We start from the raw sequence: 18,592 nt of genomic DNA, 5'->3' as shown, positions 1-18,592 counted from the left end.
GGCCCCGGACCCACCGCATCGCGGCCAAGGTCTTCGGTCGGTGCTGCGGTTGGCGCTGTACGCCGCGTACGCACTGGTGGTGCTGACCGGGGAGTCGCTGGAGCTGCGGAGCCAGGTCGACATCGGGCTGCTGGTCGCCGGGGTCGTGCTGTGGCTCGGGATGCTGGGGCTGCTGTGGTCCGGCCTCGCCGCGGCGCGTGACCGGCGCGCGTACCTGCTGTCCCATCTGGGTTACCCGGTCGGGCTGGCGGCCGGGCTGCTGGTCGGCCGGGGGGTCCCGTGGCTGCTGTTCTTCGTGCTCGTCGTGGGCTACGTGCTGCTGCTGCGGACCGAGGCCGCCGGCCATGGCTTCGCGTTCTCGCTCGGACTCGTGGCGTTCGTCGGCGTGGTGGCGGCGCTCACGATGGTCTACCTGGAGCAGGAGCAGGAGGACGCGCAGCTGCGCACCCCGGGTGACGCCGCCCTGTGGGCGTTCGCCAGCCTGCTGCGAGTCAGCTACGGGCGGTCGCTGAACCCGGTGACCGACAACGGCCGGGTCCTGGCCACCGTCGTCGGGGTGTGCGCCGTGTTGGCGGCGAGCATGTTCACCGCCCAGGTCGTCGCCTGGATCGTGGGAACACCACGGGGCCGGGGCTCCGATCGCGAGCAGGAGCCGTCGCCCGAGGAGACCGGGCCGGGCGTAGCGGCGTCACTGGACCGGCTCACGCAGGAGGTGAGCGACCTGCGCGCGGAGATGGCGCGGCTCGAGCAGCGGCTCGACGGGCGCGGGGACTGACGGGTCTCGCCGTCACACCGGCGTCGGGATCTCCTGCTCCTCGGCCGTCTCCGGTCGCGAGGTCTCGGCGAGCACCACGCCGGCGATCACGATGCAGCCGCCGAGCGCCTGCACCCAGGTGAGCGTCTCCCCCAGCAGCACCAGCGCGATCAGGCCGGCCCACAGCGGTTCGGTGGTCGCCACCACCCCGGCCCGCTGCGCCCCGATGCGACGCAGCGACCCGATGACCAGCAGGAAGGGGATGACCGTCCCCAGCAGCACGCTCCACACCATCACGGCCCACACCGGCAGCTCCGGGAACCCGCCCGCGACCGGGTCCGTGGCGGCGCCGAGGACGTCGTACGGGAAACCCCACCAGGGCGCGATCACCGCCCAGGCCGCCGAGGCGAAGACGAAGCCCCACATGGTCAGGGACACCCCGTCGCGGTGGACCTGCCCCGCCTCGCCGAGCACCCAGTACAGCGCGAGGGCGACCGCGAGCAGCAGACCGGCGAGCACACCGACGAGGTCCAGCCGCAGGCCCTGCCAGACCTGGGCGACCAGGGCCAGGCCGGCCAGCGTGAGCCCGATGCCACCCCACAGGCGCCCGCTCACCTCCTGGCCGCGGCCGAACCGCACCCACAGGGCCACCACCACCGGGGCGAGGAACGCCAGCAGCGTCCCGATGCCCAGTGGCAGGCGCGAGATGGTGAAGAAGTACAGGAACTGCACCAGTACGAACGCGATCACGCCGTACGCCAGCAGGAAGGGGAGCTCGCCGCGTCGGATGCGGAAGGCGCCCCGGTTCGTGACCGCGACGTAGCCGACCAGGACGAGTGCGGCGCCGGCGTTGCGCAGCTGGGTCAGGTGCATCGGGTCCAGCCCCGCGCCCATCGCCAGCTTCGCCAGGGAGCCGTTGAACGCGAACAGCAGCGCCGCCAGCAGGTACATCCCGACGCCCACGGCGGAGGCGCTCGTGACCAACCCGCGGGCGGAGGAGGTACCCGAGCCGGGGGTGCCGGCGGCGGAGGGCTGACCGGACACGGCGGAACCCTATGACCCGCTCCGTCGCCTCCTCGTCTGTGGTGCCCCTTGTCTCACCTGGGAGTCGTACAAGCGGCACCACAGTGGTTCTTCCGGAACGAGGGTTGCGCGGCCTACCGTGGGCGCCTCACGAACCGGTCGACCCGGTGTCGGGTCAGCCCGCGCGACGAGGGGGACAGACATGGGTGACGAGAAGCAGGCGGCGGAGCAGGCGGCCACACAGTCGGCCGAGGGCGCGGACCAGGTGGAGGACATCGAGGTCCCCGAGGACCAGGCCGAGGACGTCGCCGGCGGCGCCCCCAGGTTCAGGCCGGGCAAGGGCTTGCGGGACTCGCTGTAGCCCCGCGTGTGGTGCCGCTTGCATCACCTGGAGGTGAGGCAACCGGCACCACATGAGGGTCTTTCGCTCCCGACCCCCCGTGCCTACCCTGGCCGCACGCCGACCGCCGGCCCAGGCGGCCGAGCCCGTACGGAGTGGGGGCTGACGTGACGGACCAGAAGCAGCCGCAGACCGACCAGCAGGCCGACCAGGTGGAGGACATCGAGGTCCCCGAGGACCAGGCCGAGGGTGTTGCCGGCGGGAAGCCGCTGATGCCGACGGGCCCCCTGCCAACCTGACGGATACTGCGAACCTGGCGCGCGGCGGGCAGCCGAGCCGGCACTCCCCACGCACCCCGACAGCGGCACGCCGAGCGCGCCCCAGGCCTGTGGGACCGATCGCCCGGACCACAGGCCGGGGAACAAGCACCACGTTGGTCTGCGCCCGGGCTACGGTCGCCCGATGGAGGAGACGCGCGGAGGGCCGTACGACGACGCCCCGGCAACGGACACGACGACCGGCGCTGCAACGGGTCACGTGGGGCGCTGGCAGACGCTGACCGCGATGGTCGCGGCCGCGGGCATCGTGCAGCTGCCGACCGCCGCGATCGTGGTCGCGCTCACCACGATCCACCAGGAGTTCGACACCTCCCTGGCGGAACTGCAGTGGACCGTGACGGCGTTCTACATCCCGTTCTCGGCGTTCCTGATCGTCGCCGGGCAGATCGCGGACGTCTTCGGGCGCAAGCGGGCGCTGCTGTCGGGATGCGCGCTGTTCGCGCTGGGCTCGGCGGCGTCCATGGTGGCGCCGGACACCCCGGTCCTCATCGCCGGCATCGCGGTCTCCGGCATCGGCGGTGCGCTGCTGATGCCGTCGTCGATGGCGCTGATCACGCAGATGTTCACCGGTGCCAGCCGCGGCTTCGCCATCGGCATGTGGGGGGCGGCCACCGAGCTGGTCTCCGGGATCGGCGTCCTCGTGGGCGGCGTCCTCACCGGCGCACTGAGCTGGCGCTGGATCTTCGGCGTGGACCTCGTCGTGGCCGTGCTCATCGCGGCGCTCGCCGCCCGTTGGACCCCGGAGTCCCGCAATCCCGACGCGGTCCGCCGGGTCGACGTCGCCGGCGCGGTGCTGTCGGTGACCGCCCTGACCGCCCTGACCCTGGCGCTGATCCAGGGAGCGGCCTGGGGCTGGAGCTCCCCGGCGATCCTGGTGCTGTTCGGCCTGGCCGTGGTCCTCGCGGCGGCCTTCACGGTCGTGGAGCGCCGCAGCACCAACCCGATGGTCGACTTCTCGTTCTTCCGCCACCGCAACTTCACCGGAGCGATCGCGACGGTCTTCGTCATCGACTTCTCGTTCGGCTCGCTGCTGTTCTTCCTGCCGCTGTACCTGCAGGAGATGCTCGGCTACTCCCCCGTCGAGACCGGCGTGCTGCTGCTCCCGCTGACCGGGCTGATGGTCATCGCGTCCCCGATCGGCGGACGGATCGCGGGCAAGGTCGGCCCCATGCCGCCGATCGTGGGTGGGCTGCTGCTGATGTCGGCGTCGGTCTTCTGGATCTCGACGATGGACGTGCAGACGACGTACGCGGACCTGTGGCTGCCCACGGCGCTGATGGGCTTCGGCATCGGCGTCGCGCTGACCCCGATGAACCTGGCCGCGATGAACGCGGTGCCGCAGAACCACGCGGGGTCCGCCGCGGCACTGCTGGTGACCCTCAGCGGGCTCGGGGCGACCCTCGGCGTGGCCGTGACCGGTGCTCTGTTCAACCAGCTGCAGGCGAGCAACACGGTGGAGCTGGTCGGCCGGACCGGCATCACCATCACGTCCGACCAGGCTCAGACCCTCGACGGGGTGCTCGCCGGTGCCCCGTCGGCCCAGAAGGCCCTCGACGCGATCGCCGGCACCCGGGCCGCGCCCGTCACCGATGCACTGCGCGAGGCCTTCGTCTCCGCGCTGGGCACCTCGCTGAAGCTGTCGGCGACCCTGGTCCTCCTCGGGGCGGTGATCGCGCTGGTGCTGCTGCGGCGCAGCGGGCCGCGCGACGCGGTCGCGAACGACCACCCGGTGAGCTCGATGACCCCGCGGCCGGCCCCGCTGGGCGCCCCCACGGCTGAGGCGCTCGACGGCGTCGAGGTGCGCGGCTGAGCGGACCCGGTCAGCGCCAGCCGCTGTCGGGGGGGACCAGCACCGTCCACTCGTCGAGCGCGACGTCGTACGCCCAGACGGACGAAGCCGGTTCGTAGTCCTCGCTTCCGTGCGCCTCGAGTCCACCGAGGACCACCAGGCGCTCGTTCACCGGGTCGTAGAGGATCTGGTAACCCTCTCGCGAGGCGCCGGCCGCCCCCCAGCCCGGTTCGCCGTCACGGACCTCCCACCGGTCCCCGGCCGCGTCGTACAGGGCGAGGGGGGTGCCGCCCATCGGGCTCATGATCACCGTGCGTCCGGCCGACTCGTCGTACGCGACCGGCACGTCGACCACCGTGCCGATCCAAGTGAACGTGAGCCGGGGTGGCGCCGCACTCCGTCGCAGCCACCGGCGGGAGTCCGGGTCGAACACCCAGGTCGCGGCCGTCCGCGCCGACTCGGGCCAGACCGGCACCATCGCGAGCACGTAGCCGTCGACGGCGGGGTCGTACGCCATCGCCGACGCCACCTCGGCGGACCCGGGCAGCTCCAGGTCGCGCGGAGACCTGCCGCGGACGGGAACCTCCTCCCACGCCATGCTGGCCAGGTCGTAGGACCACAGCTGCCCGCCCCAGGTGCTGTCCCGGGCGACGATGCGGTCACGGGCCGGGTCGTAGACCAGGTCCGGCGTGTACCGCCAGCCGTCCACCGGCTGCACCCAGGCGGAGCCGCTGAGCAGGCTCCACGAGTTCTCGGCCACCGAGTAGACCCACTGGTCCACGCTGCCGGCCAGCGCGACCACCTCGTCGAGGTGTTCGGCGTACAGGAGGCGGACCTCCCCCGACTCCTCCAGCATCGGCTCGCGGTGGGGGTGCATCAGCCGCCAGGTGTTCGTGCACAGGTCCAGGCCCCAGGTGGTGGCGCTGCGGGTGTCGAGCGCGAGCACGACCCCGAGACGCGGGATCACCACGGCGGGCAGGTCCCCGACCCAGGCCGGTGATGCCGGGCGCGGTCGGACCTGCGTCACCGGACCGGCGAGGTCAGGGTCCGTGCCGGGCGGGCAACTCGCCACGCCCCCGGGCTCCGGCGCGGGCACCGCCCCGGGGAGGACCGAGGTCGCTGCAGCGCCGGTCGGCGCAGCACCGCCGGGCGTAGTCGACGGGGCGGCTGGGCCGGAGCACGAGCACACGGCAGCGACTACGCCGAGAGCGACGCAGACGCGCAGAGCAGCCGACGTCGCACGCGTTGCCCGGATCGGGCGCATCCCCACCCCCCGTGGGGTGCCGCGGCGGGTCGGCACCCCGCACCTCCACGGTCCGCCCCCGCCTCGCCGACCGGCAGTGCCGTTGGACCATCGACCCTTGACATTGACATATATCGATATCTACGGTGGTCGATATCTAGGGCTGGAGGCGGCCATGACGAACCGGGCGACCACGCCGACGACACCCGACGGTCTCCGACGGGCGGTGCGGGAGCACTACGCGGCGGCGGCCCGGACGGCCAGCGGCTGCTGCGGCGGTGCCGCCGGGCCGGTGGACGTCCCGTTCGGCGCCACCCTGTACGGCGCCGACGACCGCGAGGCCGTCCCCGAGGGCGCGCTGCTGGCCTCGCTCGGGTGCGGGAACCCGACCGCGCTGGCCGAGCTGTCCCCCGGCGAGGACGTGCTGGACCTCGGCTCCGGCGGCGGCCTGGACGTGCTGCTCTCCGCCCGCCGGGTCGGCCCCACCGGGATGGCGTACGGCGTGGACATGACCGCGGAGATGCTCGAGCTCGCCGAGGCGAACCGTCGGGCCGCGGGCGTCGACAACGCGCGGTTCCTGTCCGGGACCATCGAGGCGGTCCCGCTCCCCGACGCCACGGTTGACGTGGTCATCTCCAACTGCGTGGTGAACCTGTCCGGGGACAAGGAGGCCGTCTTCCGCGAGGCGTTCCGGGTGCTACGGCCCGGCGGCCGCTTCGCCGTGAGCGACATCGTGCTCACCCGGCCGCTGCCCCCGGGCGCCGAGCGCGTGGTGCGGCTTTGGACCGGGTGCGTGGCCGGCGCGCTCACCCGTGACGACTACGTGGCCGGTCTGTCGCGCGCGGGGTTCGAGGCGGCCGAGGTCGAGACCACGCAGGTCTACGACGCCGACGGCCTGCGCGCGCTGGCCGAGGGCATGGATCCCGCCGACCTTCCGGCGGGCACCACCCTGGACGACCTCGTACGAGACCTCGACGGCGCGGTCAGCGGGGCCTTCATCCGGGCCCGCCGGCCGGCCGGAGCACGGACGTCCGGCTGAGCGCGCGGTCCCCGACCCAGGCAATGTGCCGTAGCCAGTCGGCGACCCAGACGTCGACGGTGATCCCCAGGCTGCGGTCCCCCGCCGCCAGCCGGTCCCGGGCCTGGCCGACCAGCCGGTCCGCGACGGCCATCGGCGCCGGTGCCACGTCGCCGCCGGGGTCGTCGGTGTCCCCGCCCCGCGCCCGGCGAACCCCCGGGGCGGAGCCCCCGGACTCCAGCCGATCGGCGACCCCGTCCAGCGCGGCCCGCACGTCCCGCGCCCCGAGAAGCACCTCGTCGGCCTCCGCGCGGCTGTTCACCTGGTAGCCGCGGGCCCCGAGGTTGGCCAGCAGGTCCGCCACCGCCATGACGTGCTCGGAGCCGGAGATCAGCCGACCCCAGGTCACCGCGTGCCCGAGGGTCCCCCCTCTTGCGGCCATCGCCTGCTCGAAGACGTCCCGGGCCGTCTGCACGTCCTCGTCGCCGCGCCGACGGGCGGCCGGCACGTCGTCCTCCGGCTCCGCGTCGGGCACCCGGCACAGCCGCGCGAGGGCGGCGACCAGGTAGTCCGCGCTCCCGCGGTAGGCGACGGCCACGGAGCGCCGCAGCAGCACCACGACTCCCCGCGGCCACAGCGCCAGCCCGACGACGAGGGACACCGCGGCGCCCAGGGCGACGTCCTCCACCCGGACGACGCCGGTCCCCAGGTCAGGCCCGGAGAGGACGGCGAACATGATCAGGATGGCCAGGGTGAACGCAGCCTGGCCGACCGGGAAGGACACGGCCGCGGGTGCCCAGCCGGCCAGCGCCGCAGTGATCGGCAGCAGCAGCCACAGCACGGTCTGGTTGTCCCCGACCAGCCACAGCACCGCGGTGGCGATCACGAAGCCGAGGGTGGTTCCGCCGATGCCGCTCAGCGCCGTCCTGGTGGTGGCACGGGCGTCGGTCCGCAGCACCGAGATCGTCCCGAGCACGACCCAGAAGCCGTGCTGCACGCCGGTGAGCCCGGCCACCAGCACCGCGAGCGCCAGACCGAGGCCGGCGCGCAACGCGTTGCGCTGGTATGGCGAGCGCAGCGCCAGCTGGCTCCGCACGGCCTGCCACCACGACGTGGGCTGGTGCCGGACAGCGACGATGTCGCCGCCGGGTCCGACTCCGACCGCGGCCGCCGTGTCGCCCGCGGTGAACGCGGCGAGGTAGGACGAGATGCGCAGCGGATGCATCGCCTCCAACTCCTGCACGATCCGGTCCGGCGGCAGGTCCGTCGTGGCGATCCACTCCTGGGTGCCACGCAGGTGCTGCTCACGGTCGGCCTGGAGCCGGTCCAGATCCGGTGGCGAGCCCCGGCCCTCCAACGCGTCCGCCGAGTCCTCCAGCACCTGCGCTGACTCCGCTGCCAGGGCCCGGTCCGACTCACGCAGCCCGCTCGCCGGCGCCGCGCCGGACTGCACGACCCAGCCCAGGTAGGTGGCGCTGCGGGCGACCTGGTCGACGAGCGAGACCAGAGCCCGGTCCCGCCGGGTCGCGCCACCGGGCCGGAACGGCAGGCCGCCCCAGTACAGCGAGACCTTCCGGTGGGCCTCGCGCAAGCGACCGACCGCCGCTTGCGCGGCGGCCTCGTCGGCGCCGGTGACCCACAGCGACCGCACCACGGCGGCGGTGTCGCGGGTCGCCGCGGCCAGCAGGTGGCGCAACTGCTCGCGCCGACCGCCGGGCCAGAGCACCAGCGCCGCGACGACGCTGAGGACCGCGGCCACCAGCCAGCCGAGCAGGTAGTCCAGCAGGTGCTCGACGTCGCCGCCGACGGTCACCGACAGCACGAAGGCCAGCTGCGCGGCAGGCGCGCCGCCCGCGACGTACCCGCGCAGGACGGTCGACAGCGCCACCCCCCACCCCACGACCGCCATGGCCAGCACCGCGGTCGGCAGCGTCTGCGCCGCCGCGACGCCGACGACGATGAGCACCGCTCCGATCGCGGTGAGGCCGGCGTACGCCAGGACGCGTCGCTTCGGCGGACCGCCGAAGTCGGCGAACACCAGGAACGCGAAGGCGCCGAAGGCGGCGTACAGAGCAGCAACCGGGTTGTCCAACCCGTTGCTGCACAGCACCATCGACGCCGGCAGCACGACGGCGATGCGGATGCCACGACGCAGGGCCACGTAGCCCGGGTCGTCGACGCGCAGCCGCTCGAAGTGCACCGGCCCATCCTGGCGGGACGGGAGCCCTCGCGCGCCGGGATCAGTCGATCGTGACGGGTCCGCGGACCACGTGCACCCGGCCTCCCCAGGCCGATCCGCCGACGATCCGCCAGTCCCGGGACTCCAGGTACGACCGCGCGGTGAGGGTCGTCGGCCGGGGACCGTCCGCAGGGTCGAACGGAGCCCGCCACCACCGGCCGGAGGCCGTCTCGTACTCGTCCTCCAGCAGGTACTCCACCCAGCGGGTGCCGCAGTGACGGCAGGTCTCGACGCTCACCTCGCCGAAGTCGTCGTCCATGCCGAGGTACTCGCGGTCCAGCAGGTCCACTCGGTGGATCGCCAGTACGCAGTCGCACTCCGGGCCGGGGTGACCGGCCCCGCCGTCGGTGGGCGTGCCGTCGGTGGGCATACCCCGCATCCTGCCCGGCCGGGAGGCCCGCGGCCTACGCTGCGAGGCCTACCCGGGGAGGGACCGTGGACGCTGCGTCACTGCGCGAGCTGCAGGCACCGCTGAAGGAGAGCTATCGGGAGGACCCGGACCGGGCGCTGGTGACCCTGCGGGCCCACGGGGAGCTCGGGGCGGAGAAGCTGAGCTGCAAGGTCGACACCGGCCGGGCGCTGGTGGAGGCGGGGCTGCACCCGGCCACCGGCGGCGACGGCAGCCTGGCCTGCTCCGGCGACCTGCTGCTCGAGGCCCTGGTCGCCTGCGCCGGTGTCACGCTGGCCGCGGTGGCCACCGCGCTGGGCCTGGAGGTCCGAGGCGGCACGGTCTCGGCGGAGGGGGACCTGGACTTCCGCGGCACGCTGGCGGTGGACCGGGAGGCGCCGGTCGGGTTCCGCGACATCCGGCTGTCCTTCGAGGTGGACGCCGACCTCACCCAGGAGCAGCGGGACACCCTGCTCCGGCTGACCGAGCGGTACTGCGTCGTGCTCCAGACGCTGCGGACCTCGCCCCCGGTCACCGCCACCCTGGCGTAGTCCCGCTCCCCCTGTGTGCCGCTTGCGTGCGCTGTAGCTGACGCAAGCGGCACCACAGCGGGCGGTCCGGCAGCAGAATGACGGGGATGGAGCGGATCGAGCCGGCGGGCGAGTTCGTCGACCTGGGGGGCCGGGAGTTCTACCGGATCTCCGACTACGACCGGATGCCGCCGTTCTTCCTGACGCTGGTGAGCAGCGCCGACCACTGGGCCTTCGTCTCCAGCACCGGCGGTCTCACCGCCGGCCGGGTGAGCGCCGAGTCGGCCCTGTTCCCCTACTACACCGACGACAAGGTCAGCGAGAACGCGGTCAACACCGGCCCGACCACCTGCCTGTTCGTCACCCGCGGCGCGGCCGTCGCCCGCTGGGAGCCGTTCACCGCCGCGTCAGCGGAGGACGCGGCCACCCGGCGGAACCTCTACAAGAGCGTGCCCGGCGACGAGCTGGTCTTCGAGGAGGTCCACCACGGACTCGGGCTGACCTTCCGGTATGCCTGGCGGACCAGCGACCGGTTCGGCCTGGTCCGTACGAGCCTGCTGCGCAACGACTCCGGCGAGTCCTGCGACGTACGACTGCTCGACGGCGTGCGCAACCTGCTCCCCGCGGGGGTGAGCAGCACGATGCAGGCCACGCTGAGCAACCTGCTGGACGCGTACAAGCGGGACGAGCTGGACCCGGACTCCGGACTCGGGCTGTACTCCCTCAGCGCTGCCATCACCGACCGGGCGGAGCCCAGCGAGTCGCTGCGCGCGACCGTGGCCTGGCAGGTCGGCCTGGACTCGCCGACGCACCTGGTGTCCGAGCTGCAGTACGAGTCGTTCCGACGCGGCGGACCGGTGGTCGGGGAACGGGACGTGAAGGGGCGCCGAGGCGCCTACATCGTGGTCGCCGAGCTGTCCTTGCCCGGGCGCACGGAGCGGAGTTGGTCGGTCGTGCTGGACGTCGACCAGGACCACCCGCGCGTCGGCGCGCTGCGGGCGCAGTTGCGGCGCGACCGTGCCTCGCTCGCGGCCGAGCTGGAGGAGGACGTCGCGCGCGGCCGCGCGGACCTCACGTCGCTCGTCGCATCGGCCGACGGGATGCAGCTGTCGGCCGACCGGCTGACCACGGCCCACCACCTGGCGAACGTCGAGTTCAACATCATGCGGGGCGGGGTCTTCGCCGACAACGACCTCGTGGACCGCGAGGACCTGGTCAGGTTCATGCGGACCCGCCGCCCGGCCCTGCTGCACCAGCACGGCGAGGTCCTCGCCGCCCTGCCGGAGTCGCTTCCGGTCGAGGAGCTCCACGAGGTCGCCCGGGGCAGCGGCAGTCCCGACCTGGTGCGGCTGTGCTACGAGTACCTGCCGCTGACGTTCAGCCGCCGCCACGGCGACCCGAGCCGGCCCTGGAACCGCTTCTCCATCAACCTCAGACACCCGGACGGCTCACGACGGCTGGACTACCAGGGCAACTGGAGGGACATCTTCCAGAACTGGGAGCCGCTCGCCTGGTCCTTCCCCAGCTTCGTTGAGGGCATGGTCGCCCGCTTCGTCGACGCCACCACCGTGGACGGCTACAACCCGTACCGCGTGACGCGCGAGGGGGTCGAGTGGGAGGTGCCGGAGCCGGACAACCCGTGGGCGCACATCGGCTACTGGAGCGACCACCAGATCGTCTACCTGCAGCGCCTGCTGGAGACCTCCGCGCGGTTCCACCCGGGCGCGCTCCGCGACCTGCTGTCCGCGCAAGTGTTCAGCTACGCCGACGTCCCGTACCGGATCCGCCCGTACCAGCAGGTCCTGGCCGACCCGTACAGCACGATCGACTTCGACGCGGCCCGCGATCGTGACGTGGCCGCGCGGATCGCGGCGGAGGGGACCGACGGTGCCCTGGTGCACGACGCGGACGGACGGGTGGTCCACGTCTCGCTCGCCGAGAAGCTGCTGCTGCTGGTCCTGGTGAAGCTGGGCAACCTGGTGCCGGGGGGCGGCATCTGGATGAACACCCAGCGGCCGGAGTGGAATGACGCCAACAACGCCCTGGTCGGCAAGGGCCTGTCCGTGGTCACGGCCGCGCAGCTGCGCCGGATGGTGACCTTCCTCAGAACCCTGTTCGAGCCGGCCAGCGGCAGCGTGACGCTGACCCCCGAGGTCGCCGGGCTGCTCTCGGGCGTGGCCGCGGTGCTCGCGCGCAACCGCCCTCGGCTGGTCGACGGGTTCGACGACACGGCACGGCGGGAGTTCATGGACGCGCTCGGGCGCGCTGGGGACGACTACCGGGCCCGCGTCTACGCCTCCGGCCTCTCCGCCGCCCGGGTCGACGTACCGGTCACCGACGCCATGGCGCTGCTGGCCGACGCGCTCGCGTACGTGGACCACACGCTGGCGGCGAACCGCCGGGTGGACGGACTCTTCCACTCCTACAACGTGCTCCGGCTCGGGCCGGGGACGGCATCGGTCGGCCACCTCTATCCGATGCTGGAGGGCCAGGTGGCGGTGCTGTCGTCGGGCCTGCTCGACGCCGGGGAGGCGGTGACGCTGCTCCGGGCGCTGCGCGCCAGCGACCTGTACCGCGCGGACCAGCACAGCTACCTGCTCTACCCCGACCGCGACCTGCCCGGCTTCCTCGGGAAGAACCAGGTACCGGCCGACCAGGTGACCGCGATCCCGTTGGCGCGCAGGCTGATCGAGCGCGGCGACACCAGCGTGCTGGTGCCCGGGCCGGACGGCGTCCTGCACTTCCACGGCGACTTCCGCAACGCCGGGTCGGTGCGCGCGGCACTCGACGCGCTACGGGCGGACCCCGAGCTGACCGACCTCGTCGACAGCGACGGTCAGCGCGTGGTCGACCTGTTCGAGGAGGTGTTCGACCACTCCTCCTTCACCGGGCGCTCGGGCACGTTCTTCGCGTACGAGGGCCTGGGCAGCATCTACTGGCACATGGTGTCCAAGCTGCTCCTGGCAGTGCAGGAGAACTACTGGTGGGCCCGGTCCGCGGACGCCGACCCGGCGCTCGTGCGCGCCCTTGCCGATGCCTACGAGGACGTGCGGGCCGGGATCGGCTTCAACAAGACCCCGTCCGCCTACGGGGCCTTCCCGACCGACCCGTACTCGCACACCCCGGCGGGACGAGGGGCCCAACAGCCGGGCATGACGGGGCAGGTGAAGGAGGAGTTCCTGACCAGGCTCGGCGAGCTCGGGGTGCGTGTCACCGAGGGTTCGCTGGAGTTCGACCCCGCGCTGCTGCGCGGTGCCGAACCGCTGCGCGACCCGAGGGCGTTCGGCTACGTCGATGTCGACGGCCGGCCCGGCACGGTGGACGTGCCGGCCGGCGGCCTGGCGTTCACCTTGTGCCAGACCCCGGTCGTGCTCGTCCCCGTGGCTCCCGGCGACTCCGACTCGATCACGGTGACGGACGCTCGGGGCGGCCATACCCGGATCGAGGGCGCCGGCCTGGGGCCGGACCTGAGCGCGCACGTGTTCCGCCGGGACGGCCACGTGCGTGCGCTCGTCGTACGCACCCGGCTGCCCGCCGGGTGAACCCGGACCGGCGCGCCTACTCGGCCTCGTACTTGAACGACAGCTGGATCTTGGTGCGGTACACCAGGCCGCCGTCGTCGCCGACGACGACGTCCTGGGCGGTCACCTCGGCGACCCGCAGGTCGCGCAGCGAGCCGGCCGCGGTCGTGATGGCCTCCGCCGCCGCCTCCTCCCACGACGCGGAGCTGGTCCCGATCACGTCGATGACCCGGTAGACGCTCATGGCGTTCCCTTCGCTGTGACGGTGTCTCTCCAGCACTCTTCCGCGTCCCGACGCCACCGTCCATACCCCCCGGGCGCCCCCGTGCGGGTCCGCGGCTGCCTCTGAGCTCCGATCCGTACCGCTGTGGTGCCGGTTCCGTGAGCTGTGGCTCACGGAACCGGCACCACAGCGGTACGCCCACCCCGTTTCCCGGACCAGGGCCTCCCCGCAGCGCCATAGTGTCCGGGGAGGAGGGGCCGGGCCCCCGCACGGGTTTGCCGGCCAGGGACGATGACCGAACCTGCCGCGCCGCCGGGCATGCCGCCCCGCCTGCTCCCTGTCCTGACCCTGATGATCTTCGTGGTGATGGCCGACGGCCGGGTGATGACGGCCACGCTGCCGGACATCGCCGCCGACCTCGGCACCACCGTGGCGTTCGCCGGGATCGCGCTGACGGTCTACCTGCTCGCCTACGGGACGTTCCAATTGGCGTACGGGCCGTTGTCGGACCGGGTGGGCGCGATCCGGGTGATGTCGGTCGCGGCCATCGTGCTCGCCGCGGTCCTGGCCGTCACCGCGTTCGTCCCCAACCTGGGCGCACTCATCGGGCTGCGGTTCCTGGCCGGTGCGGTCGCGGCCGCCTTCTTCCCCCTCGCACTGGCGACCGTGGGCACGCTGGTTCCATACGCCGACCGGCAGCCGGTCATCGCCACGCTGCTGGCCGCCGTCGCCCTGGGCCAGATCCTGGGGGCCGCGATCGGCGGGATCGTCGCGGACCTGCTGTCGTGGCGGGCGATGTTCGTGATCGATGCTGCGCTCGCGGCAGTGCTGATCGTGCCGCTCTGGCTTCGCCGCGGGGCGGTGGCTGGCACGGCGCCGACCGGCTCGCCGTTCGCCGGGCACCGACGGCTCCTCCGCGACCGACGCGCGTGGATGGTGTACGGCTTCGTGATGCTCGAGGGCGCCGCGATCATCGGGGGCACCGGCTACCTGGGAGCGTTGCTGCACAACGAGTACGGGCTGTCCCTCGTGATCGTCGGCCTCATCCTCACCCTCGACGGCGCCGCCATCTTCGTGACGAGCCGGCTGATGAAGCGCATCGCCGCCCGCGCCTCGGAGAACGCACTGATCGCCGTCGGTGCGGCGTTCATGGCGGCGGGGTTCCTGCTGATCCTGCTGGTCGGCAGGTGGCAGGCGGTGATCCCTGCCGTGATCGCACTGGGCGTCGGATTCGCGCTGTGCCACACCACCTTGCAGACCCGGGCGACCTCGCTGGACCCTCGTGCACCGGGGACGGCGATCTCACTGTTCGCCTTCTCGCTGTTCGTCGGAAGCGCCTCGGCACGGCTGCTCTCGGGAAGCTGCTCGACGCGTCCGGCTACGGGGCCATCCTGCTCGCCAGCGGCATCGCCCTGCTGGTCGTCGGGGTGGCCGCGCCACGGCTCACCGCCCGCGCACCCGTGCCGGTCTCGTAGCGTCGGACCGTGGACCCGGTCCCCGCGTTGCGTCGCGTGGCGTTTCTGCTCGAGCGCGAGAACGCCAGCAGCTACCGCGTCCGCGCGTTCCGAAGGGCAGCCGCAGCTCTGGAGGACGCCGGACCCGAGGAGGTTCGACGCCGGATCGCTGCAGGGACCCTCACCGACCTCTCCGACGTGGGACCCACGACCGCGGCGGTGGCCATCGAGGCCGCCGCGGGTCGGGTCCCGGCGTACCTCGCCGAGCTCGAGGCACGGCCCTCGCCCGAAGACGGCCTGGATGACGACGGCCGCGCACTGCTGACCGCGCAACGCGGCGACTGCCACACCCACAGCGACTGGAGCGACGGCGGGAGCCCGCCGCTGGAGATGGCCGTGGCGTGCGCCGAACTGGGACACGACTGGGCCGTCCTGACCGACCACAGCCCCCGGTTGACCGTCGCGCGCGGGCTCACCCGCGAACGGCTGGAGCGGCAGCTCGACGTGGTCGCTGACATCAACAGGCAGCTCACGCCGTTCCGCTACCTGACCGGGATCGAGGTGGACATCCACGAGGACGGCACGCTCGACCAGGACGACGACCTGCTGGCGCGACTCGACCTCGTGGTCGCCAGCGTGCACTCGAAGCTCCGGTCACCCCGCGAGGCGATGACGCGTCGGATGGTGATGGCGGTCGCGAACCCGCACGTGGACGTACTGGGTCACTGCACCGGCCGGATGGTGGCGGGCGGCAAGACCCGCCCGGAGTCCGAGTTCGACGTGGACATCGTGGTCGAGGCCTGTCGCCGCTTCGACGTGGCGCTGGAGGTCAACTGCCGGCCCGAGCGGCTGGACCCGCCGCGTCGGATCCTGCGTGCCGCCGTGGAGGCCGGGCTGCTGCTGGCGATCGACACCGACGCGCACGCGCCCGGACAGCTCGCCTGGCAGCCGTACGGCGTGGAACGCGCAGCGACATGCGGGGCGACGGCCGAGCGCATCGTCACGACGTGGACCGTCGACGAGGTCCTGTCCTGGACGGCACGGCGCTGACGCGGCGAGTGCGCGGGGAGTGCCGGACGACCCTGGCCGGAGGATGCGAGAGGGCTACGGTGGCCGGTGGGGACGCGGTCGGGTCCGTGCCCGATCAGGGCCGAAGGCGTCCAGGAGTCGCTGCTGCCGAGGAGGCGCACGACATGCATTCGATGAGCCGAAGGGCGCGGCTCGCGGGGGGCCTGTACCTGACCTACATCCTCCTGACGACCCTGGCCACGACCACCCGCGGCGGGATCATCGTCGAGGGGGACCCGGCCGCAACTGCCCGGAACATCGCAGCATCCGAGGAACTGCTGCGCGTGAGCTTCGTCCTCGACGTCCTCGCCGGCGTGCTGTTCCTGCTGACGGCGTGGGCGCTGTACGTCCTGCTGAAGCCGGTCAACCGGGACCTGGCGCTGCTGTTCCTGCTGCTGAACCTCGCGGGCGTCGCGGTGCAGTGCCTGAACCTGCTCAACCTCTTCGCCGCGGTGGTCGTCCTGGGTGACCCCGGGTTCCTGGCCACGGTCGGCGTCGACCCGTCCCAGTCCCTGGCCACGCTGTTCCTCGACCTGTACGACAACGGGTTCGTCATCGCCCAGTTCTTCTTCGCCGCCTGGCTGCTCCCGCTGGGCTACCTGGTCTACAGGTCCGGATACCTGCCCCGATTCCTCGGCGTCCTGCTCATGGTGGAGTTCGTCGCGTGGGGCGCGTACCCCCTGCAGTACTTCCTGCTGCCGGACTGGGTCGGGCTGAGCTACGTCAGCTTCGTCGTGGGACTCATCGCGGAGCTGACGCTGGCCCTCTGGCTCCTGGTCAGGGGAGCCACGGAGCCGGAGCCAGTGCCGGAACCGGCGTGACCGGCAGCCTTCCGGAACTCCCCGCTCCCGCGGGACCGCCCCTGTGGTGCCGCTTTCACGAGCTGTAGGTGACGAAAGCGGCACCACACGAGCGGGAGGGTCGCTGCCGGACGCGGGCTAGCGGCGGCTGACGAGGGACTTCATCTGCTTGTCGATCCCCATGACCTTCAGCAGCCAGCCGGCGATCTCGGGTCGGATCGCGGCGAGGGCGAGCAGGGGTCGAGTGGGGGTGTTGCGGACGATGATCTCCTGCGGGTCGTCACTCAGGGCCCGTAGCACCGCGCGGGCGACCTGCTCCGGGGTAACGGGTCCGGACATGGCCGGTGCCGGCAGTCCCCAGGCCGCCCACATGCCGACCTCGGTGACGTAGCCGGGGGCGATGGCCGTGGCCCCGACGCCGGTGCCGTCCAGCTCGGAGGGCAGCGCCGCGTTCCAGATCAGCAGTGCCGCCTTGGTCGCTCCGTACGTGGCGGTGTGCGGTACGCCAACCTTGCCCTCGAGGGACGCCAGGGTGACCAGGTGCCCGGACCGGCGACGGATCATCCCGGGCAGGACGGCTCGGGCCAGCTGCAGAGGGGCGGTGACGTTGGTGTCGACGGTCCGGGTGATCCCGTCGGGCTCCTGCTCGACGAACGGCACCCATTCGATGATGGCGGCGTTGTTGACAAGCACGTCGACCGGTCCGAGCTCGCGCTCGGTCGCAGCCAGCGCCCGGCTTCGGTCCTCCGCGACGGTGACATCAGCCTGGATCGGGACGGCCCGCACACCGAGGGCCGTGCAGGTGCGTACGACGTCGGCCAGGGCGTCCCCGTCGCGGTCCACGAGGGCCAGGTCCATACCCCGGGTGGCCAACAGGTTCGCGGTGACCGCGCCGATGCCGTGAGCGGCCCCGGTCAGCAGCGTGACCCTGCCGCGCAGATCCTCCATGGGAGCCCCCTCACCGACGCCGCGTCTACCACGTGCGTACTGCGGCATCGGGGCGTGGGCCAGGGTCCATCGTCAGCGACACTCGCTGTGGTGCCGGTTGTGCGCGCTGTAGGTGACAGAAGGGGCACCAGAGGGTGGGATCGACCCACGGCGCCCGCTGCAACGAGAAGGACCCGGCCCTCGGGCCGGGTCCTTCTCGTTGTCTGTCAGCGCGTCTCGTCGCTGGTGGCTCCCGCGATAGGACTCGAACCTATAACCTGCCGGTTAACAGCCGGACGCTCTGCCGATTGAGCTACGCGGGACCGTCACCCGTTGCGGGTGCCGGAGAAGGATAACAAAGCCCGCACCGTGCTCCCGACCACGCGCGTGGCCGGCCTCACACGCCCCACGAGGCCCGCAGGTCGGCCAGCGCCTCGTCCGCGCGGGCCCGCAGGTCGGGGTCCCGGGGGTCCAGGCCGGTGTCGAACACGACCGACCAGCGCAGCTCACCGGTGTCGGAGTCCCGGCGGGCGACGATCCGAGCGCCTTTCTCGCCCTCCATTGGCACGTGCTGCGAGACCACGATGCTGGCCTGCACCCGCTCCCGGACGACGACCGGCACCTCCCCGGGGTCGTCGAGCTCCAGCCGTACGGTGTCCGGCCGACCCCCGGGGCGCAGCTGGACGGTCAGCTCCAGCACCGGGTCCTGCCAGGTCGCCCGGCTGATCCGGTCCCACGGGATGCGAGACGGCGCCCACAGCGCGCCCACGTGCAGGGCCCGGTCGGTGGCGACGACGTACGGCGGCTCCTCCCGCCCGGCCAGGCGCGGGCCGGCTCCCCAGGCGATCGGTCGCTCGCCGCCCACCAGGTCGAGGGACTCGCGCGCGGCCGGCGGCAGTCCGCGCCGGAACAGGCCCACGGCTCAGCCCTCCCGCGC

16 protein-coding genes, 1 tRNA gene and 1 pseudogene are annotated in these 18,592 nt (G+C 72.8%); 10 read left to right on the top strand and 8 right to left on the bottom strand.

What is annotated here, in order from left to right; genetic code table 11:
* Positions 1 to 40: 40 nt before the first annotated feature.
* On the top strand, positions 41 to 775 hold the full coding sequence (locus tag R2737_06260) for a hypothetical protein (GenBank protein ID MEZ5115854.1): 735 nt from the start codon (positions 41 to 43) through the stop codon (positions 773 to 775).
* 12 nt (positions 776 to 787) lie between these two features.
* Here the strand turns inward: R2737_06260 and R2737_06255 are convergent, their stop codons facing one another.
* Positions 788 to 1,798, bottom strand: coding sequence for an EamA family transporter (locus tag R2737_06255; protein ID MEZ5115853.1), 1,011 nt, complete (start codon positions 1,796 to 1,798; stop codon positions 788 to 790).
* A 181-nt stretch (positions 1,799 to 1,979) separates the two neighbouring features.
* Here R2737_06255 and R2737_06250 point away from each other — a divergent pair, with 181 nt between their 5' ends.
* The 3 genes from R2737_06250 (at position 1,980) to R2737_06240 (ending at position 4,265) form a co-directional block, all read left to right on the top strand.
* The gene (locus R2737_06250) at positions 1,980 to 2,138 is read left to right on the top strand and encodes a hypothetical protein (protein MEZ5115852.1); all 159 of its coding nucleotides are present in this window, start codon (positions 1,980 to 1,982) and stop codon (positions 2,136 to 2,138) included.
* 146 nt (positions 2,139 to 2,284) lie between these two features.
* Positions 2,285 to 2,416 carry a hypothetical protein gene (locus R2737_06245; GenBank protein MEZ5115851.1) on the top strand — a complete coding sequence of 44 codons (132 nt, stop codon included), beginning with the start codon at positions 2,285 to 2,287 and terminating at the stop codon, positions 2,414 to 2,416.
* 163 nt (positions 2,417 to 2,579) lie between these two features.
* On the top strand, positions 2,580 to 4,265 hold the full coding sequence (locus tag R2737_06240; protein ID MEZ5115850.1) for an MFS transporter: 1,686 nt from the start codon (positions 2,580 to 2,582) through the stop codon (positions 4,263 to 4,265).
* A 10-nt stretch (positions 4,266 to 4,275) separates the two neighbouring features.
* On the opposite strand, the gene R2737_06235 is transcribed toward R2737_06240, so the two are convergent.
* Positions 4,276 to 5,214, bottom strand: coding sequence for a hypothetical protein (locus R2737_06235; protein ID MEZ5115849.1), 939 nt, complete (start codon positions 5,212 to 5,214; stop codon positions 4,276 to 4,278).
* 448 nt (positions 5,215 to 5,662) lie between these two features.
* On the opposite strand from R2737_06235, the gene arsM reads away from it, so the two are divergent.
* Positions 5,663 to 6,526 carry an arsenite methyltransferase gene (gene arsM, locus R2737_06230; GenBank protein MEZ5115848.1) on the top strand — a complete coding sequence of 288 codons (864 nt, stop codon included), beginning with the start codon at positions 5,663 to 5,665 and terminating at the stop codon, positions 6,524 to 6,526.
* Here the strand turns inward: arsM and R2737_06225 are convergent.
* A complete protein-coding gene (locus R2737_06225; GenBank protein ID MEZ5115847.1) occupies positions 6,483 to 8,705 on the bottom strand; it encodes an FUSC family protein in 2,223 nt (740 codons plus the stop codon). The two genes, arsM and R2737_06225, sit on opposite strands and share 44 nt — an antisense overlap.
* Positions 8,706 to 8,745: 40 nt before the next feature.
* Positions 8,746 to 9,114, bottom strand: coding sequence for a hypothetical protein (locus tag R2737_06220; GenBank protein ID MEZ5115846.1), 369 nt, complete (start codon positions 9,112 to 9,114; stop codon positions 8,746 to 8,748).
* A gap of 65 nt (positions 9,115 to 9,179) precedes the next feature.
* Between R2737_06220 and R2737_06215 the strand changes: the two genes are divergently transcribed.
* Both R2737_06215 and R2737_06210 read left to right on the top strand, forming a co-directional pair.
* The gene (locus R2737_06215; protein ID MEZ5115845.1) at positions 9,180 to 9,683 is read left to right on the top strand and encodes an OsmC family protein; all 504 of its coding nucleotides are present in this window, start codon (positions 9,180 to 9,182) and stop codon (positions 9,681 to 9,683) included.
* Between the two features lie 86 nt (positions 9,684 to 9,769).
* A complete protein-coding gene (locus R2737_06210) occupies positions 9,770 to 13,204 on the top strand; it encodes a hypothetical protein (GenBank protein ID MEZ5115844.1) in 3,435 nt (1,144 codons plus the stop codon).
* Between the two features lie 16 nt (positions 13,205 to 13,220).
* On the opposite strand, the gene R2737_06205 is transcribed toward R2737_06210, so the two are convergent.
* Entirely contained in the window at positions 13,221 to 13,427 is a 207-nt protein-coding gene (locus R2737_06205; GenBank protein ID MEZ5115843.1) for a dodecin domain-containing protein, read from the bottom strand.
* Between the two features lie 270 nt (positions 13,428 to 13,697).
* Here R2737_06205 and R2737_06200 point away from each other — a divergent pair.
* From R2737_06200 to R2737_06190, 3 genes and pseudogenes are all read left to right on the top strand, one after another.
* Positions 13,698 to 14,732: pseudogene (locus R2737_06200) on the top strand (MFS transporter).
* A gap of 158 nt (positions 14,733 to 14,890) precedes the next feature.
* Positions 14,891 to 15,910, top strand: a complete 1,020-nt coding sequence (locus R2737_06195) for a PHP domain-containing protein (GenBank protein ID MEZ5115842.1) — start codon at positions 14,891 to 14,893, stop codon at positions 15,908 to 15,910.
* A 152-nt stretch (positions 15,911 to 16,062) separates the two neighbouring features.
* Entirely contained in the window at positions 16,063 to 16,749 is a 687-nt protein-coding gene (locus R2737_06190; GenBank protein ID MEZ5115841.1) for a DUF4386 domain-containing protein, read from the top strand.
* A gap of 117 nt (positions 16,750 to 16,866) precedes the next feature.
* On the opposite strand, the gene R2737_06185 is transcribed toward R2737_06190, so the two are convergent.
* The 3 genes from R2737_06185 to R2737_06175 all read right to left on the bottom strand — a co-directional run bounded on the left by R2737_06185 (position 16,867) and on the right by R2737_06175 (position 18,574).
* Positions 16,867 to 17,676, bottom strand: coding sequence for an SDR family oxidoreductase (locus tag R2737_06185; GenBank protein ID MEZ5115840.1), 810 nt, complete (start codon positions 17,674 to 17,676; stop codon positions 16,867 to 16,869).
* A 226-nt stretch (positions 17,677 to 17,902) separates the two neighbouring features.
* Positions 17,903 to 17,978, bottom strand: a tRNA-Asn gene (locus R2737_06180).
* A gap of 74 nt (positions 17,979 to 18,052) precedes the next feature.
* Complete coding sequence (locus R2737_06175) at positions 18,053 to 18,574, bottom strand: hypothetical protein (GenBank protein ID MEZ5115839.1); 522 nt, start codon at positions 18,572 to 18,574, stop codon at positions 18,053 to 18,055.
* Between the last annotated feature and the right edge of the window lie 18 nt (positions 18,575 to 18,592).

This window comes from Candidatus Nanopelagicales bacterium, assembly GCA_041393815.1.
In the GTDB taxonomy this organism is placed as follows: domain Bacteria; phylum Actinomycetota; class Actinomycetes; order S36-B12; family JAWKJK01; genus JAWKJK01.
Note: the sequence above shows the minus strand (reverse complement) of the source record. Positions and strands in the feature narration are given on the sequence as shown.

Coding starts and splice junctions, on each gene's coding strand:
- R2737_06220 (MEZ5115846.1), bottom strand. CDS start 9,114: ATGCCCACCGACGGCACGCCCACCGACGGCGGGGCCGGTCACCCCGGC.
- arsM (MEZ5115848.1), top strand. CDS start 5,663: ATGACGAACCGGGCGACCACGCCGACGACACCCGACGGTCTCCGACGG.
- R2737_06190 (MEZ5115841.1), top strand. CDS start 16,063: ATGAGCCGAAGGGCGCGGCTCGCGGGGGGCCTGTACCTGACCTACATC.
- R2737_06205 (MEZ5115843.1), bottom strand. CDS start 13,427: ATGAGCGTCTACCGGGTCATCGACGTGATCGGGACCAGCTCCGCGTCG.
- R2737_06185 (MEZ5115840.1), bottom strand. CDS start 17,676: ATGGAGGATCTGCGCGGCAGGGTCACGCTGCTGACCGGGGCCGCTCAC.
- R2737_06250 (MEZ5115852.1), top strand. CDS start 1,980: ATGGGTGACGAGAAGCAGGCGGCGGAGCAGGCGGCCACACAGTCGGCC.
- R2737_06210 (MEZ5115844.1), top strand. CDS start 9,770: ATGGAGCGGATCGAGCCGGCGGGCGAGTTCGTCGACCTGGGGGGCCGG.
- R2737_06240 (MEZ5115850.1), top strand. CDS start 2,580: ATGGAGGAGACGCGCGGAGGGCCGTACGACGACGCCCCGGCAACGGAC.